Source organism: Klebsiella sp. w6, from assembly GCF_033100215.1.
Taxonomy (GTDB): Bacteria; Pseudomonadota; Gammaproteobacteria; order Enterobacterales; family Enterobacteriaceae; genus Klebsiella; species Klebsiella variicola.
Genome location: NZ_CP136907.1, coordinates 5,089,709 through 5,108,835 on the forward strand (window position 1 = coordinate 5,089,709; position 19,127 = coordinate 5,108,835).

Here is a 19,127-nt window from a genome sequence, read left to right on the forward strand (position 1 = left end):
CACGACGCCAAACAGGGAATTAGCATGAGAAAAGTCCTCACCGTCCTGCTGCTGAGCACGCTGGCCATCGGAACCGCGTCAGCCGAGACGCTCCATTTTGGCACTACCACGGCCAATCCGCCGTTTGTCACCGCCAACGGCAAAAATCAGCCCGTCGGCTTCGATATCGATCTCGCTCACGCCCTGTGCCAGCAGATGCAGGCGCAGTGCCAGTTTACGGCGCAGCGTTTCGATACCCTGATCCCGGCATTGCGCTTTAAGAAGTTTGATGCGGTGATAGCCGGTATGGAAGTGATCCCAATGCGCGAGAAGCAGGTCGCCTTTAGCCGCCCCTATCGCCAGGCCCTCTCCGGGGTGGTGATCGTCAATAAAGATGTCGCCCATACCTTTGCCGATCTGAAAGCCAAAAAAATCGGCGTGGTGAAAGGCACGCTGCACCAGCACTATCTGCGCAATAAGCAGAAGGCCGTGCAGGCGATCCCTTACGACGACGTCGCCAGCGCTTTAGCCGCGCTGAAAGCCGGCGAAATAACCGGCGTCATGAGCGACTTCGCCACCCTTGACGCCTGGCAACAAGAGAACCCTGACTACGCCATCATGGATGAGCGGGCCACCGACCCGGCTTATTACGGTAAGCAGTATGCGATTGCGGTGCGCAAAGACGATCCGGAGTTGCTGAATGCCATCAACGATGCCCTGACCGCGGTCATGGCGACGCCTGACTTCCAGCAGATGCAGCAAAAGTGGTTTAAATAATCAGAAAGATGTACCGGGCCGCACCAGGCCCGGTATTGGTTTACAGCTTAATGAAATGCTCGCGATAGTAGGCCAGCTCGGCAACCGACTCGCGGATATCGTCCATCGCCTGATGGGTGCCCTGCTTTTTAAAGCCGTCGAGAATTTCCGGCTTCCAGCGGCGAGCCAGCTCTTTCAGCGTGCTGACGTCCAGATAGCGGTAGTGGAAATAGGCTTCCAGTTGCGGCATGTACTTAAACAGGAAGCGACGATCCTGGCCGATGCTGTTGCCGCAGATCGGCGACTTGCCTGCCGGCACCCACTGCTTAAGAAACTCAATGGTCGCCAGTTCGGCATCGTGCTCGCTGACGGCGCTGGCCTTCACGCGATCCACCAGTCCGCTGCCGGTATGCGTCCGCACATTCCACTCGTCCATTAATGCCAGCTGAGCATCCGACTGATGCACGGCGATGGTCGGCCCTTCAGCCAAAATGTTCAGGTTGGCATCGGTCACCAGGGTGGCGATTTCGATAATGCGATCGCGCTCCGGATCCAGCCCTGTCATCTCAAGATCGATCCAAATGAGGTTGTTTTCATTTGCACTCATGCTATTTTCCACCCTTCTTGCGTGACTATATTCATCTAAAATAGCGTGTATCATAGAGGTTTTGCCCCATCAGGGCGACCAGGAGCCAGTTCGATTGAGTAAAAATAAACTCTCCAAAGGCCAGCAGCGCCGCGTCAACGCCAACCACCAGCGCCGCCTGAAAACCACTGCGGAGAAGGCCGACTACGATGACAACCTGTTTGGCGAAACGTCGGAAGGCATTGTCATCAGTCGCTTTGGTATGCATGCCGACGTCGAATCCGCTGACGGTAGCGTCCATCGCTGCAACATTCGCCGGACAATCCGTTCGCTGGTCACCGGCGACCGCGTGGTCTGGCGGCCGGGTAAAGACGCCGCCGACGGCGTAAACGTCAAAGGGATCGTCGAAGCGGTGCACGAGCGCGCCTCCGTCCTGACGCGTCCGGATTTTTACGACGGCGTGAAGCCTATCGCCGCCAATATCGATCAGATCGTGGTGGTTTCCGCGATCCTGCCTGAACTGTCGCTGAATATTATCGATCGCTATCTGGTGGCCTGCGAGGCGCAGGATATCGAGCCGTTGATCGTCCTGAATAAAATCGATCTGCTGGATGACGATGGCCTGCGCTTCGTCAATGAGCAAATGGACATCTACCGCAATATCGGCTACCGCGTGCTCATGGTCTCCAGCCGGACTCAGGACGGTCTCAAGACGCTGGAAGCGGCCCTGACCGACCGCATCAGCATTTTCGCCGGGCAGTCCGGGGTCGGTAAATCGAGTCTGCTGAATGCCCTGCTGGGGCTGAATGAGGATCAAATCCTCACCAATGATGTCTCGGACGTTTCCGGCTTAGGCCAGCACACCACCACCGCGGCGCGCCTCTACCACTTCCCGCACGGCGGCGATGTGATTGATTCGCCGGGCGTTCGTGAATTTGGCCTCTGGCATCTGGAAGCGGAACAAATCACCCATGGCTTTGTCGAATTCCATGATTATTTAGGCCATTGCAAATACCGCGACTGTAAACACGATAACGATCCTGGCTGTGCGCTTCGCGAAGCGGTAGAGAACGGCAAGATCGCCGAAAGCCGTTTTGAGAACTACCACCGCATCCTCGAAAGCATGGAGCAGGTACAGGTAAAAACGCGTAAAAACTTTTCCTCGTCCGATGACTGATCATTAAGCTGAGCATCACGTCAGGCTCTGCCAGGACGCGGTCAAACTGCGACTAACGCGGATGCCATTTGGCGAGGTTTACGTATAGAATCGTCCCCTTTTTTCAGGACCCCGCCCGCGGGCGGGGTCAGGAACGACATATCATGGCCTGGAGGCTACTTTGTTAAACGATCTTAAACTTTCACTGCAATACATTCTGCCTAAACTGTGGCTCACCCGCCTCGCAGGCTGGGGTGCGAGCAAACGCGCAGGTTGGTTGACGAAACTGGTCATCGATCTGTTCGTGAAATACTACAAGGTCGATATGAAAGAGGCGCAGAAGCCGGATACCGCGGCTTATCGCACCTTCAACGATTTCTTTGTGCGTCCGCTGCGCGACGACGTACGCCCGCTGAATACCGACCCCAATGTGCTGGTGATGCCGGCAGACGGCGTGATCAGCCAGCTTGGCGCCATTGAAGACGATAAAATCCTGCAGGCCAAAGGTCATGACTACAGCCTGGAAGCCCTGCTGGCCGGCAACTATCAAATGGCCGACCTGTTCCGTAACGGCAGCTTCGCCACCACCTATCTGTCGCCGCGCGACTATCACCGCGTGCACATGCCGTGCAACGGCATCCTGCGCGAAATGATCTACGTTCCTGGCGACCTGTTCTCGGTTAACCATCTGACGGCGCAGAATGTGCCTAACCTGTTCGCCCGTAACGAGCGCGTCATCTGCCTGTTTGATACTGAATTTGGCCCAATGGCGCAAATTCTGGTGGGCGCGACTATCGTCGGCAGCATCGAAACCGTGTGGTCCGGCACCGTGACCCCGCCGCGCGAAGGCATTATTAAACGCTGGACCTGGCCCGCGGGTGACAGCGAAGGCTCCGTCGCCCTGCTGAAAGGCCAGGAGATGGGCCGCTTCAAACTGGGTTCCACCGTGATCAACCTGTTTGCCCCGGGCCAGGTGAAGCTGGTCGACTCGCTGCAAAGCCTGTCCGTGACTAAAATCGGCCAACCGCTGGCGACCGCCGTGGAAGCCAGCACCGCTGCTGAACCCGCGCCGTTACCGGAAGAAGAGATCCGCGCCGAACACCGCGCCAGCCCGCTGGTTGACGATACACAAGACCAAGGTTAATTCTTCAGCAAAAAGGGTTATGCCGTGCGCCTGATATACACTTTCCTGTTGGCCTTGAGCCTCAGTTTCGGGGCGTACGCTGCGACAGCCCCGGATGCTAAACAGATAACCCAGGAACTGGAACAGGCGAAGGCGGCAAAGCCCGCCCAGCCTGAAACCGTTGAAGTTCTGCAGTCCGCGCTGAACGCGCTTGAGGAGCAAAAATCGTCCCTCGAGCGCGCCCGTCAGTATCAGGACGTTATCGATAATTTCCCCAAACTGTTTCAAAGCCTGCGCTCCCAGCTCAACAATCTGAGCGAAGAACCGCGCCAGGTGCCAACCGGCCTGACCGCCGATGCGCTGAACCAGGAGATCCTGCAGGTCAGCAGCCAGCTGCTGGAATCGAGCCGCCAGGCGCAGCAGGAGCAGGATCGCGCGCGTGAAATCGCCGACTCCCTGAACCAGCTGCCGCAACAGCAAACCGATGCCCGTCGTCAGCTCAATGAGGTTGAGCGCCGCATCGGCACGCAAACCGGCAACAATGCTCTCGCCCAGGCACAAAATCTTGCCCTGCAGGCGGAATCGGCGCGCCTGAAGGCGCTGGTGGATGAACTCGACCTCGCCCAGCTTTCCGCCAACAACCGCCAGGAGCTGTCGCGCGCCCGTTCCGAGCTGGCGCAAAAGCAGAGCGAACAACTGGATGCCTATCTGCAGGCGCTGCGCAATTTACAGAACAGCCAGCGCCAGCGGGAGGCGGAAAAGGCGCTGGAGAGCACCGAACTGCTGGCGGAGAACAGTGAAAACCTGCCGCCGGACATCACCGCGCAGTTCAAGGTCAACCGGGAGCTCTCCCAGGCGCTGAACCAGCAGGCGCAGCGCATGGATCTGGTGGCCTCCCAGCAGCGGCAGGCGACGAATCAAACGCTGCAGGTGCGCCAGGCGTTAAACACCCTGCGCGAGCAATCGCAGTGGCTGGGCTCTTCCAACCTGCTGGGTGAAGCCTTACGCGCCCAGGTGGCGCGACTGCCGGAACGCCCTCGCCCACAGCAGCTGGATACGGAAATGGCACAGTTGCGCGTGCAGCGTCTGCGCTTTGAAGATTTACTCAGTAAGCAACCACAGCTGCGGCAGATCCGTCAGGCCGACGGCCAACCGCTGACCAGCGAGCAGAACAAGATCCTGCAGGCGCAGCTGCGCACGCAGAACGAGCTGCTGAACTCGCTGCTGCGCGGCGGCGATACTCTGATGCTGGAGCTCACTAAGCTGAAGGTCGCCAACGGCCAGCTGGAAGACGCGCTGAAAGAGATCAACGAAGCGACCCACCGCTATCTGTTCTGGACTTCGGACGTCAGCCCCATCGGCTTCTCCTGGCCGCTGGAGATTGTCCAGGATCTACGGCGTCTGATCTCCCTGGATACCATCAGCGAGCTGGGCAAAGCCAGCGCGATGATGCTCACCAGCAAAGAGACCTTGCTGCCGCTGTTTGCCGCCCTGCTGCTGGTTGGCTTTAGCATCAGCTCCCGACGCCATTTCACCCGCTTCCTTGAGCGCTCCAGCGCCCGGGTGGGGAAAGTCACCCAGGATCACTTCTGGCTGACGCTGCGCACGGTCTTCTGGTCGATACTGGTGGCCTCGCCGCTGCCGGTGCTGTGGATGACGCTCGGCTATGGCCTGCAGTCCGCCTGGCCCTTCCCGCTGGCGGTGGCGATAGGCGATGGGGTCACGGCGACCGTGCCTTTGCTGTGGGTGGTGATGATCTGCGCCACCTTCGCCCGGCCAAACGGGCTGTTTATCGCCCACTTCGGCTGGCCGCGTAACCGCGTGGCGAAAGCGATGCGCTACTACCTGATGAGCATCGGGCTGATTGTGCCGCTGATTATGGCGCTGATCATGTTTGATAATCTTAACGACCGCGAGTTCTCCGCTTCGCTGGGCCGCCTGTGCTTCCTGTTGATCTGCGGCGCGCTGGCGGTGGTTACCCTGAGCCTTAAGCACGCCGGTATTCCGCTCTATCTGGATAAAGAGGGGAATGGCGACAATATGGTGAACCGCCTGCTGTGGAACCTGATGCTTGGCGCCCCGCTGGTGGCCATGCTGGCGGCCGCCGTCGGCTACCTCGCCACCGCCCAGGCGCTGCTTGCGCGTCTGGAAACCTCGGTCGCCATCTGGTTCTTGCTGCTGGTGGTCTATCACATCATCCGCCGCTGGATGCTGATCCAGCGCCGCCGGCTGGCCTTCGACCGGGCCCGCCACCGTCGCGCGGAAATTCTCGCCCAGCGCGCCCGCGGCGAAGATGAGCCCGTTCACGTCAGCAGTCCGGAGGGGTCGGTGGAGACGGAGGTCAGCGAGGTCGATCTCGATGCCATCAGTACCCAGTCGCTGCGGCTTGTGCGTTCCCTGCTGATGCTGATCGCGCTGCTGTCGGTCATCGTGCTGTGGTCGGAAATTCACTCGGCGTTTGGCTTCCTTGAGAATATCTCGCTGTGGGACGTGACCTCGACGGTACAAGGGGTGGAAAGCCTTGAGCCGATCACGCTTGGCGCGGTGTTGATTGCCATTCTGGTGCTGATCATCACCACTCAGCTGGTGCGCAACCTGCCCGCGCTGCTGGAGCTGGCGATCCTCCAGCATCTCGATTTAACGCCCGGCACCGGCTACGCCATCACCACCATCACCAAATATCTGCTGATGCTCGTCGGCGGGCTGGTGGGCTTCTCGATGATCGGTATTGAGTGGTCGAAGCTGCAGTGGCTGGTCGCCGCGCTGGGTGTGGGTCTCGGGTTTGGCCTGCAGGAGATCTTCGCCAACTTTATCTCCGGCCTGATTATCCTGTTTGAGAAGCCGATCCGCATCGGCGATACAGTCACCATTCGCGACCTGACGGGCAGCGTCACCCGCATTAATACCCGTGCGACCACCATCAGTGACTGGGACCGGAAAGAGATTATCGTGCCGAACAAGGCGTTCATCACCGAACAGTTTATCAACTGGTCGCTGTCAGACTCAGTCACCCGCGTGGTGCTGACAGTGCCGGCCCCCGTGGACGCCGATACCGACGAGGTCACGAAAATCCTCATTGCCGCGGCGCATCGCTGCTCGCTGGTCATCGATACCCCGGCGCCGGAGGCGTTTCTCGTCGACCTGCAGCAGGGGATCCAGATTTTCGAGCTGCGTATTTTTGCCGCGGAGATGGGGCATCGCATGCCGCTGCGCCATGAGATGCATCAGCTGATCCTGGCGGGCTTCCGCGAGCATGGCATTGATATGCCGTTCCCTCCGTTCCAGATGCGTCTGGAAAGTATCGACGGCAGGCAAAGCAGTAAAACCATGACCTCGGCCGGAAAAACCAGCCGCCGTACGGCTGGTAGCCTGTAAACCATCCCCTGCCCGGCGGCACCGCCGGGCAGGTTCTTTAACTCTCCATCACCAGCGCGCCGGACGCCATGCGCCGACGGTAGCTTTCGTAGATCCCCAGCGCCAGCAGTGAGAAGAAGATCGGCCCACCGACCATCCACAGGGTACTGTTCCAGTCCCCGCTGTCGATGACGGGTTGGATAATGGTGAAGATATTGGCGAAGGTCACCACCAGCAGCACCACGCCGGTCGCCAGCAGCGTCGACGAACGGTTTTTGAAAATCACGAACGGCCGGTCGAGATGCGTTTTCGCCTTGAAGAACGGGAAGGCGATGGTCAGGAACAGGTAGGGCAAGGTCATGGAGACATTGGCCATCAGCGTCAGCTTGTTATAAAACGCCGAAGCGCTATCCCCGCCGAACGACACCAGCACAATAAACACCCCGACCAGCAGGCACTGCAGCCACATCGCCGCGGCGGGCATGCCGTTGACGTTGAGACGGGTCATCACCGACGGCCAGAGCGCTTTTGGCGTGCCCTGGATAATCGCTTTCAGGGGCGAATAGCTGAGGGTGAAGAACGCGCCGGTGTAAGCGAGAAACATCGACAGGCCCGTAATACGGGCGAACCAGACTCCGGTCAGGGCCGCCGACTCTGGCGTCAGGTGCAGAGCCTGGCCGAGCGTCGTCCCAAGGCTGGTCATCAGCACATAGGTGATGTTGCCGAGGTTGGTCGAACGCGCGCCAAGCACCTGCTGCCAGTTGGCGCTCACGCCCCACAGCACAATCGCCAGCGAGTAACCGACCGAGATAACGATCGCCGCGATGATAATACCTTTGGCAAAGTTCTTTTCCGGCTTATCAGTCTTATCCACTAAGCCGCCGACCGCCTCAATTCCGCCATAGGCAAAGATGGCAAATACCACAAACGACAGCATCGCCATGCCCGACTGATACCCGGGATTAGGTGAAAGGGTGAAGTTTAACGGTTGGGCGAAATGGCCGCCGTTGAGCAGGAGGATCGCCCCACTCACCAGCAGTAGCACCAGGTTAAGCCCCATCACCGCGATGCCGCCGACGGCGGTGATTTTGGCGATTTTATTGATCCCTTTGACGGCAATAAAGGTCACGACACCCATCCAGCAGGCTGCCAGAATGCCCACCGTCTGCGTCGGGGTCAGGCTAGCCAGCGCCCAGGTCTGGGTTTTGTCCGCGCCAAACAAAAAGGTGGATAACGGCACCCAAATTTTAGCCGCCGTACTCACCATCCACACCACGTACGACGCAAACCACATAAAGGTGCCGATGAAAGCAAAGCGCGGCCCGACGCTGTGGTTCATCCAGGAATAGATCCCGCCCTCTTCGCGACGATAAGCCGATCCCATCTCCGCCATCATCAGCGCGAACGGAATAAAGAAAAAGAGGGCGGAAAAAAGATAAAACGGCATCGCGCTGTAGCCCATCAGATAAAACGCCGACGGGCTGTTGGCAAAGCCAAACACCGAAGTGAAGATCATCAGAATCAGCCCAATCAGGCTCATCTTCTTGAATTGTTGATGCATAAATCTATCCAAACGTGGGCATCACCCAACAGGCAACGCCTGGCCTCAAAAAATGAGCGCGGATAGTAGCAAAAGCACGGAAGGAGATTGTGGGTATTCGGGCGAAAACCGGGATAGCGTGAGGGAGGATCGGTCAGGGCGGGTCTGTCACCTCCCCCGCTCTAAGGCGGCAGGAGGTGACAGCGCCATCAGGCGCGGTCGACCGTAAAGGCGATCACCTCGCCGATGCTTTCGGCACCCAGCGCCAGCATCACCACACGGTCAACGCCCAGCGCCACGCCGGAGCAGTCCGGCAGGCCCGCCTCTAGTGCCGCCAGCAGGTTGTTATCGATAGGCTGCTGCGGAAGGCCGCGCGCGGCGCGTTTGCGGTTGTCCTGCTCGAATCGCAGACGCTGTTCGCGGGCATCGGTCAGCTCGTGGAAACCATTCGCCAGCTCAATACCTTTGTAGTAAACCTCGAAGCGCTCAGCGACCCGATGATCTTCCGGGCTGATCTGCGCTAACGAGGCCTGGGTGGCCGGGAAATGATAGATAAACGTCGGCCGATCTTTACCGATGTGCGGCTCCACGCCCATGGTGAACAACAGTTGCAGCAGCGTGTCGCGATCTTCTTCAGTATCGGCGATATTGCTTAAATCCAGCTTCGCCGCGACTTCACGCAACTGCGTTTTATCAGCAGAGAGCGGATCAATATCCAGATGACGCTGGAACGCCTGCTGATAGGAGAGGCTTTCCGCTGGCTGACACTCCAGAACCTGCTGCAGCAGGTCGTCCACCTCGTTGATCAGGCGATACATGTCATAGCACGGACGATACCACTCCAGCATGGTGAATTCCGGGTTGTGATGCCGGCCCATCTCTTCATTACGAAAGCTGCGACACAACTGGAAAACCGGACCGCAGCCCGCCGCCAGCAGGCGCTTCATATGGTATTCCGGACTGGTCATCAGGTACAAATTGAGTCCCTGTGAATGGCCCGGGCCGACGAAACGGGTTTCGAACGGGAACAAATGAATATCCGTTACCGTCGCCTGACTCATGCAAGGCGTCTCCACCTCCAGCACGCCGCGATCGGTAAAGAAACGGCGGATTTCCGCCATCACCGCCGCGCGTTTCAACAGATTGGGAATGGGTGCGCTCGGCTGCCAGGTTGCCGTCTCGCTCATGGTACTTTCTCCGATTGCAAATTAAGGGCACGAAGTCTACTCGCAACCGGCGAGTGAAACAAATTTTGTGCAATCCCCGGCAGATTACATGCCATTAATCTATCGTTAACCTGAATGCATAAATATCACTGATAAATAACCGCACATATCGATAAAAAAATCGAACACGTCAATTTTCCTTACTGACCCTACGGCTATACTCCTGTACCTATAAAGGAGCAGTGATACTTTTTCGCCAGCCCGGCGGCGAAATACACTAAAACTGGAGGAATGTCGTGCAAACTTTTCAAGCCGATCTCGCCGTAATTGGTGCTGGCGGAGCAGGCCTACGCGCCGCTATCGCCGCCGCCCAGGCCAACCCCAATGCCAAAATTGCCCTGATTTCTAAAGTCTATCCGATGCGCAGCCATACGGTCGCTGCAGAAGGGGGGTCCGCAGCCGTTGCCCAGGATCACGATAGCTTTGAGTACCATTTTCACGACACCGTCGCCGGAGGCGACTGGCTGTGCGAGCAGGATGTCGTCGACTATTTCGTTCATCACTGCCCAACGGAAATGACCCAGCTGGAACAGTGGGGATGCCCGTGGAGCCGCCGCCCCGACGGCAGCGTCAACGTCCGGCGCTTCGGTGGGATGAAAATCGAACGCACCTGGTTTGCCGCCGATAAAACCGGCTTCCACATGCTACATACTCTCTTCCAGACCTCCCTTCAGTTTCCCCAAATTCAGCGCTTTGATGAACATTTCGTCCTTGACCTGCTGGTCGATGACGGGCAGGCCCGCGGCCTGGTGGCGATGAATATGATGGAAGGCACCCTGGTGCAGATCCGCGCTAACGCGGTCGTGCTGGCTACCGGCGGCGCCGGGCGCGTCTATCGCTACAACACCAACGGCGGCATCGTTACTGGTGATGGTATGGGTATGGCGCTGGGCCATGGCGTGCCGCTGCGCGATATGGAATTTGTTCAGTATCACCCGACCGGCCTGCCGGGCTCCGGGATCCTGATGACCGAAGGCTGCCGCGGTGAAGGCGGGATTCTGGTCAACAAAAACGGCTATCGCTACCTGCAGGATTACGGCATGGGCCCGGAAACCCCGCTCGGCGAACCGAAGAACAAATATATGGAGCTGGGTCCACGCGACAAAGTGTCCCAGGCCTTCTGGCACGAATGGCGGAAAGGGAACACCATCCCGACGCCGCGCGGCGACGTGGTCTACCTCGATCTCCGCCACCTCGGCGAGAAAAAACTGCTGGAGCGTCTGCCGTTTATCTGTGAACTGGCGAAAGCCTACGTCGGCGTCGACCCGGTGAAAGAGCCGATCCCGGTGCGCCCGACCGCGCACTACACCATGGGCGGTATCGAAACCGATCAGCAGTGCGAAACCCGGATCAAAGGGCTGTTTGCCGTGGGCGAATGCTCGTCCGTCGGTCTGCACGGCGCCAACCGTCTGGGTTCCAACTCGCTGGCCGAGCTGGTGGTCTTCGGCCGCCTGGCCGGGGAACAGGCTATGCAGCGCGCCGCACAGACGACTGAGGCAAATAGTGCCGCACTGGATGCACAGGCCGCCGATGTAGAGCAACGGCTGAAAAATCTCGTTAACCAGCAAGGTAACGAAAACTGGGCGAAAATCCGCGACGAAATGGGGCTGTCGATGGAGGAAGGCTGCGGCATCTACCGTACGCCGGAGCTGATGCAGAAAACTATCGATAAGCTGGCTGAGCTGCAGGAGCGCTTCAAGCGCGTGCGCATTACCGACAACTCCAGCGTGTTCAACACCGACCTGCTGTACACCATTGAACTGGGACACGGCCTGAACGTTGCCGAATGTATGGCGCACTCGGCCATCGCCCGAAAAGAATCGCGCGGTGCGCACCAGCGTCTGGATGAGGGCTGTACCGAGCGCGACGACGTCAACTTCCTCAAGCACACCCTCGCCTTCCGCGAGGCCGATGGCACCACCCGTCTGGAATATGGCGACGTGAAGATCACCACGCTGCCACCGGCAAAACGTGTCTATGGCGCCGAAGCGGAAGCGGCTGAGAAGAAGGAGACCACCCATGGCTGAGATGAAAAACCTGAAAGTCGAAGTGGTGCGCTACAACCCGGAGGTCGACACCGCACCGCATAGCGCATTCTATGACGTGCCCTATGATGAGCAGACCTCGCTGCTGGACGCCCTGGGCTACATCAAAGACAACCTGGCGCCAGACCTGAGCTACCGCTGGTCCTGCCGGATGGCGATCTGCGGCTCCTGCGGCATGATGGTCAACAAAGTGCCGAAGCTGGCCTGCAAAACGTTCCTGCGCGATTACACCAAAGGCATCAAAGTTGAGGCGCTGGCCAACTTCCCGATCGAACGCGATCTGGTGGTGGATATGACCCACTTTATCGAAAGTCTGGAGGCCATTAAGCCGTATATCATCGGCAATAACCGCACGCCGGACCAGGGGCCAAACAAGCAGACGCCAGCCCAGATGGCCAAATACCATCAGTTCTCCGGCTGCATCAACTGCGGGCTGTGCTATGCCGCCTGCCCGCAGTTCGGCCTGAATCCGGAATTTATCGGCCCGGCGGCGATCACCCTCGCCCACCGCTACAACGAAGACAGCCGCGACCACGGCAAAAAGGAACGTATGGCGCAGCTTAACGGACAGAACGGCGTCTGGACCTGTACTTTCGTGGGCTACTGCTCGGAAGTGTGTCCGAAGCACGTCGACCCGGCGGCCGCGATCCAGCAGGGCAAGGTGGAAAGCTCGAAAGACTTTCTTATCGCCACCCTGAAACCACGCTAAGGAGTGCATTATGACGACGAAACGCAAACCCTACGTGCGGCCAATGACCTCCACCTGGTGGAAAAAGCTGCCGTTTTATCGCTTCTACATGGTGCGGGAAGGGACAGCGGTACCGACAGTATGGTTTAGCATTGTGCTGATTTACGGGCTGTTTGCCCTCAAGCACGGCGCCGAAAGCTGGGCGGGATATATCGGATTCCTGCAAAACCCGGTGGTGGTGATCCTCAATCTGATTACCCTGGCGGCGGCGCTGCTACACACCAAAACCTGGTTTGAGCTGGCGCCGAAAGCCGCCAGCGTCATCATCAAAGGCGAAAAAATGGGGCCAGAGCCGGTCATTAAAGGGCTCTGGGTGGTAACGGCGGTGGTCACTGTGGTGATCCTGTTTGTCGCCCTGTTCTGGTAAGGAGGCTGAGATGATTAATCCCAATCCGAAACGTTCCGATGAACCCGTATTCTGGGGGCTGTTTGGCGCAGGCGGCATGTGGGGCGCGATCGTCGCGCCGGTGATGGTGCTGCTGGTCGGCATCTTGCTGCCGCTGGGGCTCGCCCCGGCAGACGCCTTCAGCTATGAGCGCGTGCTGGCTTTTGCCCAAAGCTTTATCGGCCGCGCATTCATCTTTCTGATGATTGTTCTGCCGCTGTGGTGCGGTCTACACCGTATTCACCACGCCATGCACGACCTGAAAATCCATGTACCCAACGGTAAGTGGGTCTTCTACGGCCTGGCGGCAATCCTCAGCGTCATCACCCTCGTTGGCGTACTGTTTATCTGATCCTGCAAGAGCCCGGTCGCATTTCTGCTACCGGGCTCGCTTCATGTAAAAATCTTGCCGCCTTTTCCCTGCTGGACTCTACACTTAGCTTAAAAGCCAGCAAGGAGCATGCCATGCGTATCCTGCCGATAATCACCGCGATTGCCGTCTCGTTCCTGTCTGTCGCCTGCAGCACGCCCACCCCGCCGCCGGGCATCACCGTGGTCAGTCCCTTCGACGTTCAGCGCTATCTGGGTACCTGGTATGAAATCGCCCGCTTTGACCACCCTTTTGAAAGCGGTCTGGAAAAGGTCACGATCGCCTGGCACCCACGCGATGACGGCGGCCTGGACGTGGTCAATAAAGGCTATAACCCCGACCGCGGTATGTGGCAGAAAACGGACGGAGTGGCGTACTTTACCGGGGAGCCCAGCCGCGCCGCGTTGAAGATCTCCTTCTTCGGCCCTTTCTACGGCAGCTATAACGTCATTGCGCTGGATAAGGAGTATCGTTACGCGCTGGTCTGCGGACCCGATCGCGACTATCTCTGGTTACTGGCGCGGGCACCCACCATCGCTCCGGAGGTCAGGCAGCAGATGCTGGATATTGCTACCCGGCAGGGCTTTGATGTCAGCAAACTGATCTGGGTCAATCAGCGCTACAACTAGTGCGCGCTAATCTTCAGGCCAATGATGCCGACCACGATGCAGGCGAGACTGGCGATACGCATAGCGCTGGCGGATTCACCCAACAGCACAATACCGGTCACGGCGGCGCCCACAGCGCCGATTCCGGTCCAGACGGCGTAAGCAGTTCCCACCGGCAGGGTTTTCATCGCCCACGAAAGCAGCGCCATGCTGACGACCATCGCCACGATGGTGATGACGCTGGGAACCAGCCGGCTAAAGCCATGGGTATATTTCAGGCCGACGGCCCATACCACTTCCAGCAGACCAGCGATAAATAAGACTATCCAGGACATAAGGCTCCTTTGCTGGGGCCGTCCCCGGATGAGAAACGCTTACGGGTCGTCCCGTAAGGTGGATGAAAAGTCGCAGTGAGTATATCCAACAGGATGGGGGAAGTGAAGAACGGTACGGCGTAAAACCGTACCGTCGACGGCGTTATTGCTGAGCTTTGGTTGCCGCACCAGAGATTGCGCTGCCGCCTTCTGAAATATCCTGACCCACTCCGCGCGTAGTGTTACAAGCAGTCAGTGCTGAAGAGAGGACCAAAACCGTAAAGAACGCTGCAATCGTTTTTTTCACCATAATGTCATCCTTAGTGTCAGTTTTGTTTTCATGCCCTATAAGCATAGACAAACCGTCCACAGATGAAGGGATCTTTGCGATTTTTAAGAGAAAAGGAATATTCGTGGAGGAAGCTGGCGCGCCAGGAGGCAACCGCCACTAGCAAAACGGAAGGAAATTTAGCTCACGGCGTGAGAGATGGCGTGGCCCAGGCCCTGAATATCTTCACCCACTCCGCGGGCGGTGTTGCAGCCAGCCAGTAACGCGCTGCTCAGAAACAGTAACACCAGAAGTTTTACGCTGCGCTTCATGTCTCGTGTTCGTCGTACCTGTGCGTAAAGAGCGGCGCAGCACGGAGGCTGCGCCAGTCATCATGACGCGAAATTATTTCACGCGGGATACGTATTCGCCAGAGCGAGTATCCACTTTGATCACTTCGCCAATCTGGACGAACAGCGGAACTTTAACCACGGCGCCAGTAGACAGGGTCGCTGGTTTACCGCCAGTACCCGCGGTGTCGCCTTTCAGACCTGGATCGGTTTCAATGATTTCCAGCTCAACGAAGTTCGGCGGGGTGACCGCGATCGGCTGGCCGTTCCACAGGGTCACGATGCACTCAGCCTGATCCAGCAGCCATTTAGCGTTGTCACCGATCGCTTTCGCGTCAGCAGACAGCTGTTCGAAAGTTTCGTTGTTCATGAAGTGCCAGAACTCACCGTCGTTATACAGGTAAGTCAGGTTCATATCGACAACGTCCGCGCCTTCTGCCGAATCGGTAGATTTGAAGGTTTTCTCAACACGGGTGCCAGTCAGCAGGCGGCGCAGTTTAACGCGCGCAAACGCCTGGCCTTTACCTGGTTTAACGAATTCGCTGGCTTCTACCGCATAAGGTTCGCCATCTAACATGATTTTAAGACCAGCACGAAAATCGTTGCTATAGTAAGTCGCCATAAGGCCCTCTGAAATTGTTTAACTGGTAGCTAAGCCACAAAATGGCGCATATTGTAACCCTAAATACCCCATCCAGAGAAGATTGGATAACGCAACTTGCCAATGTTGTGACCAGTCCTGATGAACTGCTGCGTCTTTTAAATGTAGACGCTGATGAAAAACTGCTGGCCGGACGCGAGGCCAGACGCCTGTTCCCGCTGCGCGTCCCGCGCGCGTTTATCGCCCGCATGGAGAAAGGCAACCCTAACGATCCGCTGCTTCGTCAGGTACTTACCGCCGAGGAAGAGTTTATCGTCGCCCCCGGATACTCCACCGATCCGCTGGAAGAACAGCACAGCGTGGTGCCCGGCTTGTTGCACAAATATCACAACCGGGCACTGCTACTGGTGAAAGGCGGTTGTGCGGTAAATTGTCGTTACTGCTTCCGCCGCCACTTCCCATACGCCGAAAATCAGGGCACCAGGCGCAACTGGCAGACGGCAATGGACTACATCGCAGCGCATCCGCAGCTTGATGAAATCATCTTCTCCGGCGGCGACCCGCTGATGGCAAAGGACCATGAGCTTGACTGGCTGATGACCCAGCTGGAAGCTATTCCGCACGTTAAGCGTCTGCGTATTCACAGCCGCCTGCCAATTGTGATCCCGGCGCGCATCACCGAGACGCTGGCCAGCCGCTTCCAGCGTTCGTCGCTGCAGGTAATCCTGGTTAACCACGTCAACCACGCCAATGAAATTGACGATGAGTTCCGCGCGGCGATGGCCATGCTGCGTCAGGCGGGCGTCACGTTGCTCAACCAGAGCGTGCTGCTGCGCGGGGTGAACGACAACGCGCAAACCCTGGCCGACCTCAGCAATGCGCTGTTTGACGCCGGGGTAATGCCCTACTACCTGCACGTGCTGGATCGGGTGCAAGGGGCGGCGCACTTCATGGTTAGCGATGATGAAGCCCGTGAAATCATGCGTGAACTATTGACCCTCATCTCCGGCTACATGGTGCCGAAGCTGGCGCGCGAGATCGGCGGGGAACCCAGCAAGACGCCGCTGGATTTAGGGCTGAAGCAGCGATAAACGTCAGATTCACTTGTCTGCCAGGACGCTCTGGCAGACAAACCATGTGAAGCCATTTCTTGCCAGAGGATTAGGTAAACAGCTATCAGCTGTCAGCTGTCAGCTGTCAGCTGTCAGCTGTCAGCTATCGCATTACGTGATAACCCCCTATTGCGACAAGCTAACGGTGAAGCACCACCAGCACCACGATATTAATCACAATCATCACTACAATCAGCGCGATTAACCAGGTGGGCATTTTAAAAGTTACCTGTAATCGTTCCGATTGTTTTTCTGGTATCTCCACTTTATTCTCTATCAACTCATTGCCCTGAATCGCTAAGCTTTCTGTTAATGGAATAACTACGTGATCGTCAGAATGACCTTTGCTCTCGGCAGTAACGTCGGCAACCTTATTATTTTGATAATGCGTTAATGTCGCCCGATTCATATTCTCGCACTCTTCATCAGAGAGAGGGATGATCAGGGTATCTGGCGCGACGCTAAACCCTTTTTGCCTGACGGTGATAATGATATCCGCCGACAGCCCCGCTTTGAGCAATGATTTTCGCAGCAAAGAGATATTTTGATAGAACGTATTTTGTGACACCACCACTCCCCGGGTTTCCCAAACAGCAGCCAGAAATTCATCCCGCGAAATCACTTTACCGCTATTCTGCAAGAGTAACAGCAAGCATCTGGCAGTGGGCGCATTGAGGCTGACACACTCTCCGTCACCTGAAAGCGGCCGCAGCTCATTCATATTTGCATTAAAGATAACTTCATGATTAATCATACACCCATTAAATAACGCAGCGTTATCCATATCCCTGCCCCACGAAAAACCATTATCCATAATAAATTCTAATTAGTTCAGCCAACATGGTCTATGAACATTATCATTTCAAAAAGGAACGAGTTTAGTTCACATTGACCGGCGCCACACAGAATACAGGAGATAAATCAATATGCGACAGTTATCTTGTTTAGCCCCCGCATTTTCAGATTAAATTCACCTCAAATAATGGCAGCATCTCAATCTACTATAAAAGCATTAAATTCAGAGGCATTTCATAAAGAATTCACAAGCATTTTTTGCACCATGCTTTTAAATTACTCCCGCTTTCCCATGGTTCGCTATGGCAAGCGATATGGTAGCGTTGTTCAACAGGATGATTAGTCTCAGCACTATATAAAGGAATGCTGGCGCTTATTTTCAATATCAATGCGAATGCATACTCCATTCCCTTGATAACTGTTATCGACTCTACACAGGACTAAGTATCTATATATGGATTAATTAAATGAAAAAGACAATCGTAGCTGTAATGGTCGCTGCATCTGCAGTGCTGAGTGCTCAGGCAATGGCAACTAACACTGCTCAGGTAACTGTACTGGGTGAAGTCTCTGATGCAGCTAACTCTTGCGTCGTGACTCCGACGGGTACCCTGAACAACGGTATCGTTCAGCTGATCACTGTGACCACTGCGGAAGCAAATGCTGAAGCGGCAGGTACTCTGTTCAAAACTCAGGACTTCGGTTTTAAAGTTACTGACTGCGCACAGGGCAGCGCTAACCCGGTTACTGGCCTGACTGTAAACGTTGCCGGTATCACCTCCAGCGATAAAACCATCCTGGACAACACCGCAGCTGGCGGCGCTACCGGTATCGGTATCGGTATCCAGCGTCTCAGCGATTCCCATCGCGTAGCCTTCGACGGTTCTGACACCATGACCGAAAGCTACTCTGCTACTACCGGTACTCAGCTGAAGTACACCACTGGTTATGTAAAAGTGAACTCTGCTACTCCGGTAACCGAAGGCCCGGTTAAAGGTGTTGCGACCTTTACTATCGATTACACCATCTAATTTTTCCCCAAAGGGCCCCGCTTCACGGCGGGCCCTTTTTTGCATTCAGAGAAAAAACATGTTCAGGACTTTATTAACTTTCACCGCTTCCTGTGCATTACTCCTCAGCAGTATTGCCCATGCCGGTATTGTAGTGGAATCCACCCGCTATCTGTATAAAGAAGGCGCACGTGAAATCACCGCGCAAATAGAAAATAAAGATGATATTCCCTATCTGATTAAATCCTGGGTTGAAGCGCCGGCAGGAAAAGCGCCCTCTTTTATGGCCACACCGCCGCTGTTCCGCCTTGAAGGGAAACAACAGAATACGGTTCGTCTGTTTTCTAACGGAAACGTTAATGCGCCGACCGACCGGGAATCCATGTACTATTTTAACGTCATGGCGATTCCTCCGGCAGATGATGCCAAAGCGAATAACAACACCATTCAACTGGCAGTCCGTCACCGCATGCGTCTGGTCTATCGCCCTAAAGCACTTTTCGACCTCTCCCCTAATGCGGAAGCGAAAAAGCTCGAATGGCGAAAATCTGGCACTAAGCTGACGATCAAAAATCCAACGCCCTTTTTCTTCTATTTCCATAGCATCCAGATTGGCAGCAAAGAAGTGAAGCCGGAAGTCAACTCGGTCGCCCCGATGACGACTAAAGAAGTGACGTTAAAAGAAAATATTAATGCCTCCAGTATTACCTGGAAAGTTGTCAATGATTATGGCGGAGCTGGGTCGCTCTACTCCTCATCGCTGTAATAAGAAATTTATTTTATCATTATAGGGATGTGTCT

At 56.4% G+C, this 19,127-nt stretch carries 20 protein-coding genes; 12 read left to right on the top strand and 8 right to left on the bottom strand.

What is annotated here, in order from left to right; genetic code table 11:
• Positions 1-24 precede the first annotated feature (24 nt).
• Complete coding sequence (locus tag R0140_RS24820; protein ID WP_032731766.1) at positions 25-756, top strand: transporter substrate-binding domain-containing protein; 732 nt, start codon at positions 25-27, stop codon at positions 754-756.
• 40 nt (positions 757-796) lie between these two features.
• Here the strand turns inward: R0140_RS24820 and orn are convergent, their stop codons facing one another.
• Positions 797-1,342, bottom strand: coding sequence for an oligoribonuclease (orn, locus tag R0140_RS24825; RefSeq protein WP_004206435.1), 546 nt, complete (start codon positions 1,340-1,342; stop codon positions 797-799).
• Positions 1,343-1,436: 94 nt separating this feature from the next.
• Here orn and rsgA point away from each other — a divergent pair, with 94 nt between their 5' ends.
• The 3 genes from rsgA (at position 1,437) to mscM (ending at position 6,975) form a co-directional block, all read left to right on the top strand.
• Positions 1,437-2,498, top strand: coding sequence for a small ribosomal subunit biogenesis GTPase RsgA (gene rsgA / locus R0140_RS24830; RefSeq protein ID WP_317703920.1), 1,062 nt, complete (start codon positions 1,437-1,439; stop codon positions 2,496-2,498).
• 160 nt (positions 2,499-2,658) lie between these two features.
• A complete protein-coding gene (gene asd / locus R0140_RS24835) occupies positions 2,659-3,621 on the top strand; it encodes an archaetidylserine decarboxylase (RefSeq protein ID WP_012969117.1) in 963 nt (320 codons plus the stop codon).
• A 24-nt stretch (positions 3,622-3,645) separates the two neighbouring features.
• Positions 3,646-6,975, top strand: coding sequence for a miniconductance mechanosensitive channel MscM (mscM, locus tag R0140_RS24840; RefSeq protein WP_022064597.1), 3,330 nt, complete (start codon positions 3,646-3,648; stop codon positions 6,973-6,975).
• 37 nt (positions 6,976-7,012) lie between these two features.
• Here mscM and yjeM read toward each other — a convergent pair whose 3' ends face one another.
• Together yjeM and epmA are read right to left on the bottom strand one after the other, a co-directional pair.
• Complete coding sequence (gene yjeM, locus R0140_RS24845; protein ID WP_012543119.1) at positions 7,013-8,515, bottom strand: glutamate/gamma-aminobutyrate family transporter YjeM; 1,503 nt, start codon at positions 8,513-8,515, stop codon at positions 7,013-7,015.
• A 188-nt stretch (positions 8,516-8,703) separates the two neighbouring features.
• Positions 8,704-9,681, bottom strand: a complete 978-nt coding sequence (gene epmA / locus R0140_RS24850; RefSeq protein WP_008807206.1) for an elongation factor P--(R)-beta-lysine ligase — start codon at positions 9,679-9,681, stop codon at positions 8,704-8,706.
• Positions 9,682-9,956: 275 nt separating this feature from the next.
• Between epmA and frdA the strand changes: the two genes are divergently transcribed.
• From frdA to R0140_RS24875, 5 genes are all read left to right on the top strand, one after another.
• Positions 9,957-11,747, top strand: a complete 1,791-nt coding sequence (frdA, locus tag R0140_RS24855) for a fumarate reductase (quinol) flavoprotein subunit (RefSeq protein WP_022064646.1) — start codon at positions 9,957-9,959, stop codon at positions 11,745-11,747.
• On the top strand, positions 11,740-12,474 hold the full coding sequence (gene frdB / locus R0140_RS24860) for a fumarate reductase iron-sulfur protein (RefSeq protein ID WP_004177729.1): 735 nt from the start codon (positions 11,740-11,742) through the stop codon (positions 12,472-12,474). The genes frdA and frdB overlap by 8 nt, the downstream gene beginning before the upstream one ends.
• 10 nt (positions 12,475-12,484) lie before the next feature.
• Entirely contained in the window at positions 12,485-12,880 is a 396-nt protein-coding gene (gene frdC / locus R0140_RS24865) for a fumarate reductase subunit FrdC (protein ID WP_023339441.1), read from the top strand.
• A gap of 10 nt (positions 12,881-12,890) precedes the next feature.
• On the top strand, positions 12,891-13,250 hold the full coding sequence (gene frdD, locus R0140_RS24870; protein ID WP_002885526.1) for a fumarate reductase subunit FrdD: 360 nt from the start codon (positions 12,891-12,893) through the stop codon (positions 13,248-13,250).
• Between the two features lie 113 nt (positions 13,251-13,363).
• On the top strand, positions 13,364-13,897 hold the full coding sequence (locus R0140_RS24875) for a lipocalin family protein (protein ID WP_012969121.1): 534 nt from the start codon (positions 13,364-13,366) through the stop codon (positions 13,895-13,897).
• Here R0140_RS24875 and sugE read toward each other — a convergent pair.
• From sugE to efp, 4 genes are all read right to left on the bottom strand, one after another.
• Positions 13,894-14,211 (bottom strand): quaternary ammonium compound efflux SMR transporter SugE, encoded by a 318-nt coding sequence (gene sugE, locus R0140_RS24880; protein ID WP_008807209.1) that lies wholly within the window; start codon positions 14,209-14,211, stop codon positions 13,894-13,896. The two genes, R0140_RS24875 and sugE, sit on opposite strands and share 4 nt — an antisense overlap.
• A gap of 142 nt (positions 14,212-14,353) precedes the next feature.
• Positions 14,354-14,500, bottom strand: a complete 147-nt coding sequence (ecnB, locus tag R0140_RS24885; protein WP_004206423.1) for a lipoprotein toxin entericidin B — start codon at positions 14,498-14,500, stop codon at positions 14,354-14,356.
• A 158-nt stretch (positions 14,501-14,658) separates the two neighbouring features.
• Positions 14,659-14,790 (bottom strand): entericidin A/B family lipoprotein, encoded by a 132-nt coding sequence (locus R0140_RS24890; RefSeq protein ID WP_002885511.1) that lies wholly within the window; start codon positions 14,788-14,790, stop codon positions 14,659-14,661.
• A 73-nt stretch (positions 14,791-14,863) separates the two neighbouring features.
• Entirely contained in the window at positions 14,864-15,430 is a 567-nt protein-coding gene (gene efp, locus R0140_RS24895) for an elongation factor P (protein ID WP_002885506.1), read from the bottom strand.
• Between the two features lie 41 nt (positions 15,431-15,471).
• Between efp and epmB the strand changes: the two genes are divergently transcribed.
• Entirely contained in the window at positions 15,472-16,500 is a 1,029-nt protein-coding gene (gene epmB / locus R0140_RS24900) for an EF-P beta-lysylation protein EpmB (protein ID WP_008807210.1), read from the top strand.
• 160 nt (positions 16,501-16,660) lie between these two features.
• Here the strand turns inward: epmB and R0140_RS24905 are convergent, their stop codons facing one another.
• On the bottom strand, positions 16,661-17,305 hold the full coding sequence (locus tag R0140_RS24905; RefSeq protein ID WP_022064649.1) for a winged helix-turn-helix domain-containing protein: 645 nt from the start codon (positions 17,303-17,305) through the stop codon (positions 16,661-16,663).
• 478 nt (positions 17,306-17,783) lie between these two features.
• On the opposite strand from R0140_RS24905, the gene R0140_RS24910 reads away from it, so the two are divergent.
• On the top strand, positions 17,784-18,347 hold the full coding sequence (locus tag R0140_RS24910; protein WP_016160141.1) for a fimbrial protein: 564 nt from the start codon (positions 17,784-17,786) through the stop codon (positions 18,345-18,347).
• Between the two features lie 58 nt (positions 18,348-18,405).
• Positions 18,406-19,092 (top strand): fimbrial biogenesis chaperone, encoded by a 687-nt coding sequence (locus tag R0140_RS24915; RefSeq protein ID WP_032741358.1) that lies wholly within the window; start codon positions 18,406-18,408, stop codon positions 19,090-19,092.
• Positions 19,093-19,127: the final 35 nt, after the last annotated feature.

Coding starts and splice junctions, on each gene's coding strand:
- R0140_RS24820 (WP_032731766.1), top strand. CDS start 25: ATGAGAAAAGTCCTCACCGTCCTGCTGCTGAGCACGCTGGCCATCGGA.
- orn (WP_004206435.1), bottom strand. CDS start 1,342: ATGAGTGCAAATGAAAACAACCTCATTTGGATCGATCTTGAGATGACA.
- yjeM (WP_012543119.1), bottom strand. CDS start 8,515: ATGCATCAACAATTCAAGAAGATGAGCCTGATTGGGCTGATTCTGATG.
- epmA (WP_008807206.1), bottom strand. CDS start 9,681: ATGAGCGAGACGGCAACCTGGCAGCCGAGCGCACCCATTCCCAATCTG.
- frdB (WP_004177729.1), top strand. CDS start 11,740: ATGGCTGAGATGAAAAACCTGAAAGTCGAAGTGGTGCGCTACAACCCG.
- frdC (WP_023339441.1), top strand. CDS start 12,485: ATGACGACGAAACGCAAACCCTACGTGCGGCCAATGACCTCCACCTGG.
- frdD (WP_002885526.1), top strand. CDS start 12,891: ATGATTAATCCCAATCCGAAACGTTCCGATGAACCCGTATTCTGGGGG.
- R0140_RS24875 (WP_012969121.1), top strand. CDS start 13,364: ATGCGTATCCTGCCGATAATCACCGCGATTGCCGTCTCGTTCCTGTCT.
- sugE (WP_008807209.1), bottom strand. CDS start 14,211: ATGTCCTGGATAGTCTTATTTATCGCTGGTCTGCTGGAAGTGGTATGG.
- ecnB (WP_004206423.1), bottom strand. CDS start 14,500: ATGGTGAAAAAAACGATTGCAGCGTTCTTTACGGTTTTGGTCCTCTCT.
- R0140_RS24890 (WP_002885511.1), bottom strand. CDS start 14,790: ATGAAGCGCAGCGTAAAACTTCTGGTGTTACTGTTTCTGAGCAGCGCG.
- efp (WP_002885506.1), bottom strand. CDS start 15,430: ATGGCGACTTACTATAGCAACGATTTTCGTGCTGGTCTTAAAATCATG.
- epmB (WP_008807210.1), top strand. CDS start 15,472: ATGGCGCATATTGTAACCCTAAATACCCCATCCAGAGAAGATTGGATA.
- R0140_RS24905 (WP_022064649.1), bottom strand. CDS start 17,305: ATGGATAACGCTGCGTTATTTAATGGGTGTATGATTAATCATGAAGTT.
- R0140_RS24910 (WP_016160141.1), top strand. CDS start 17,784: ATGAAAAAGACAATCGTAGCTGTAATGGTCGCTGCATCTGCAGTGCTG.
- R0140_RS24915 (WP_032741358.1), top strand. CDS start 18,406: ATGTTCAGGACTTTATTAACTTTCACCGCTTCCTGTGCATTACTCCTC.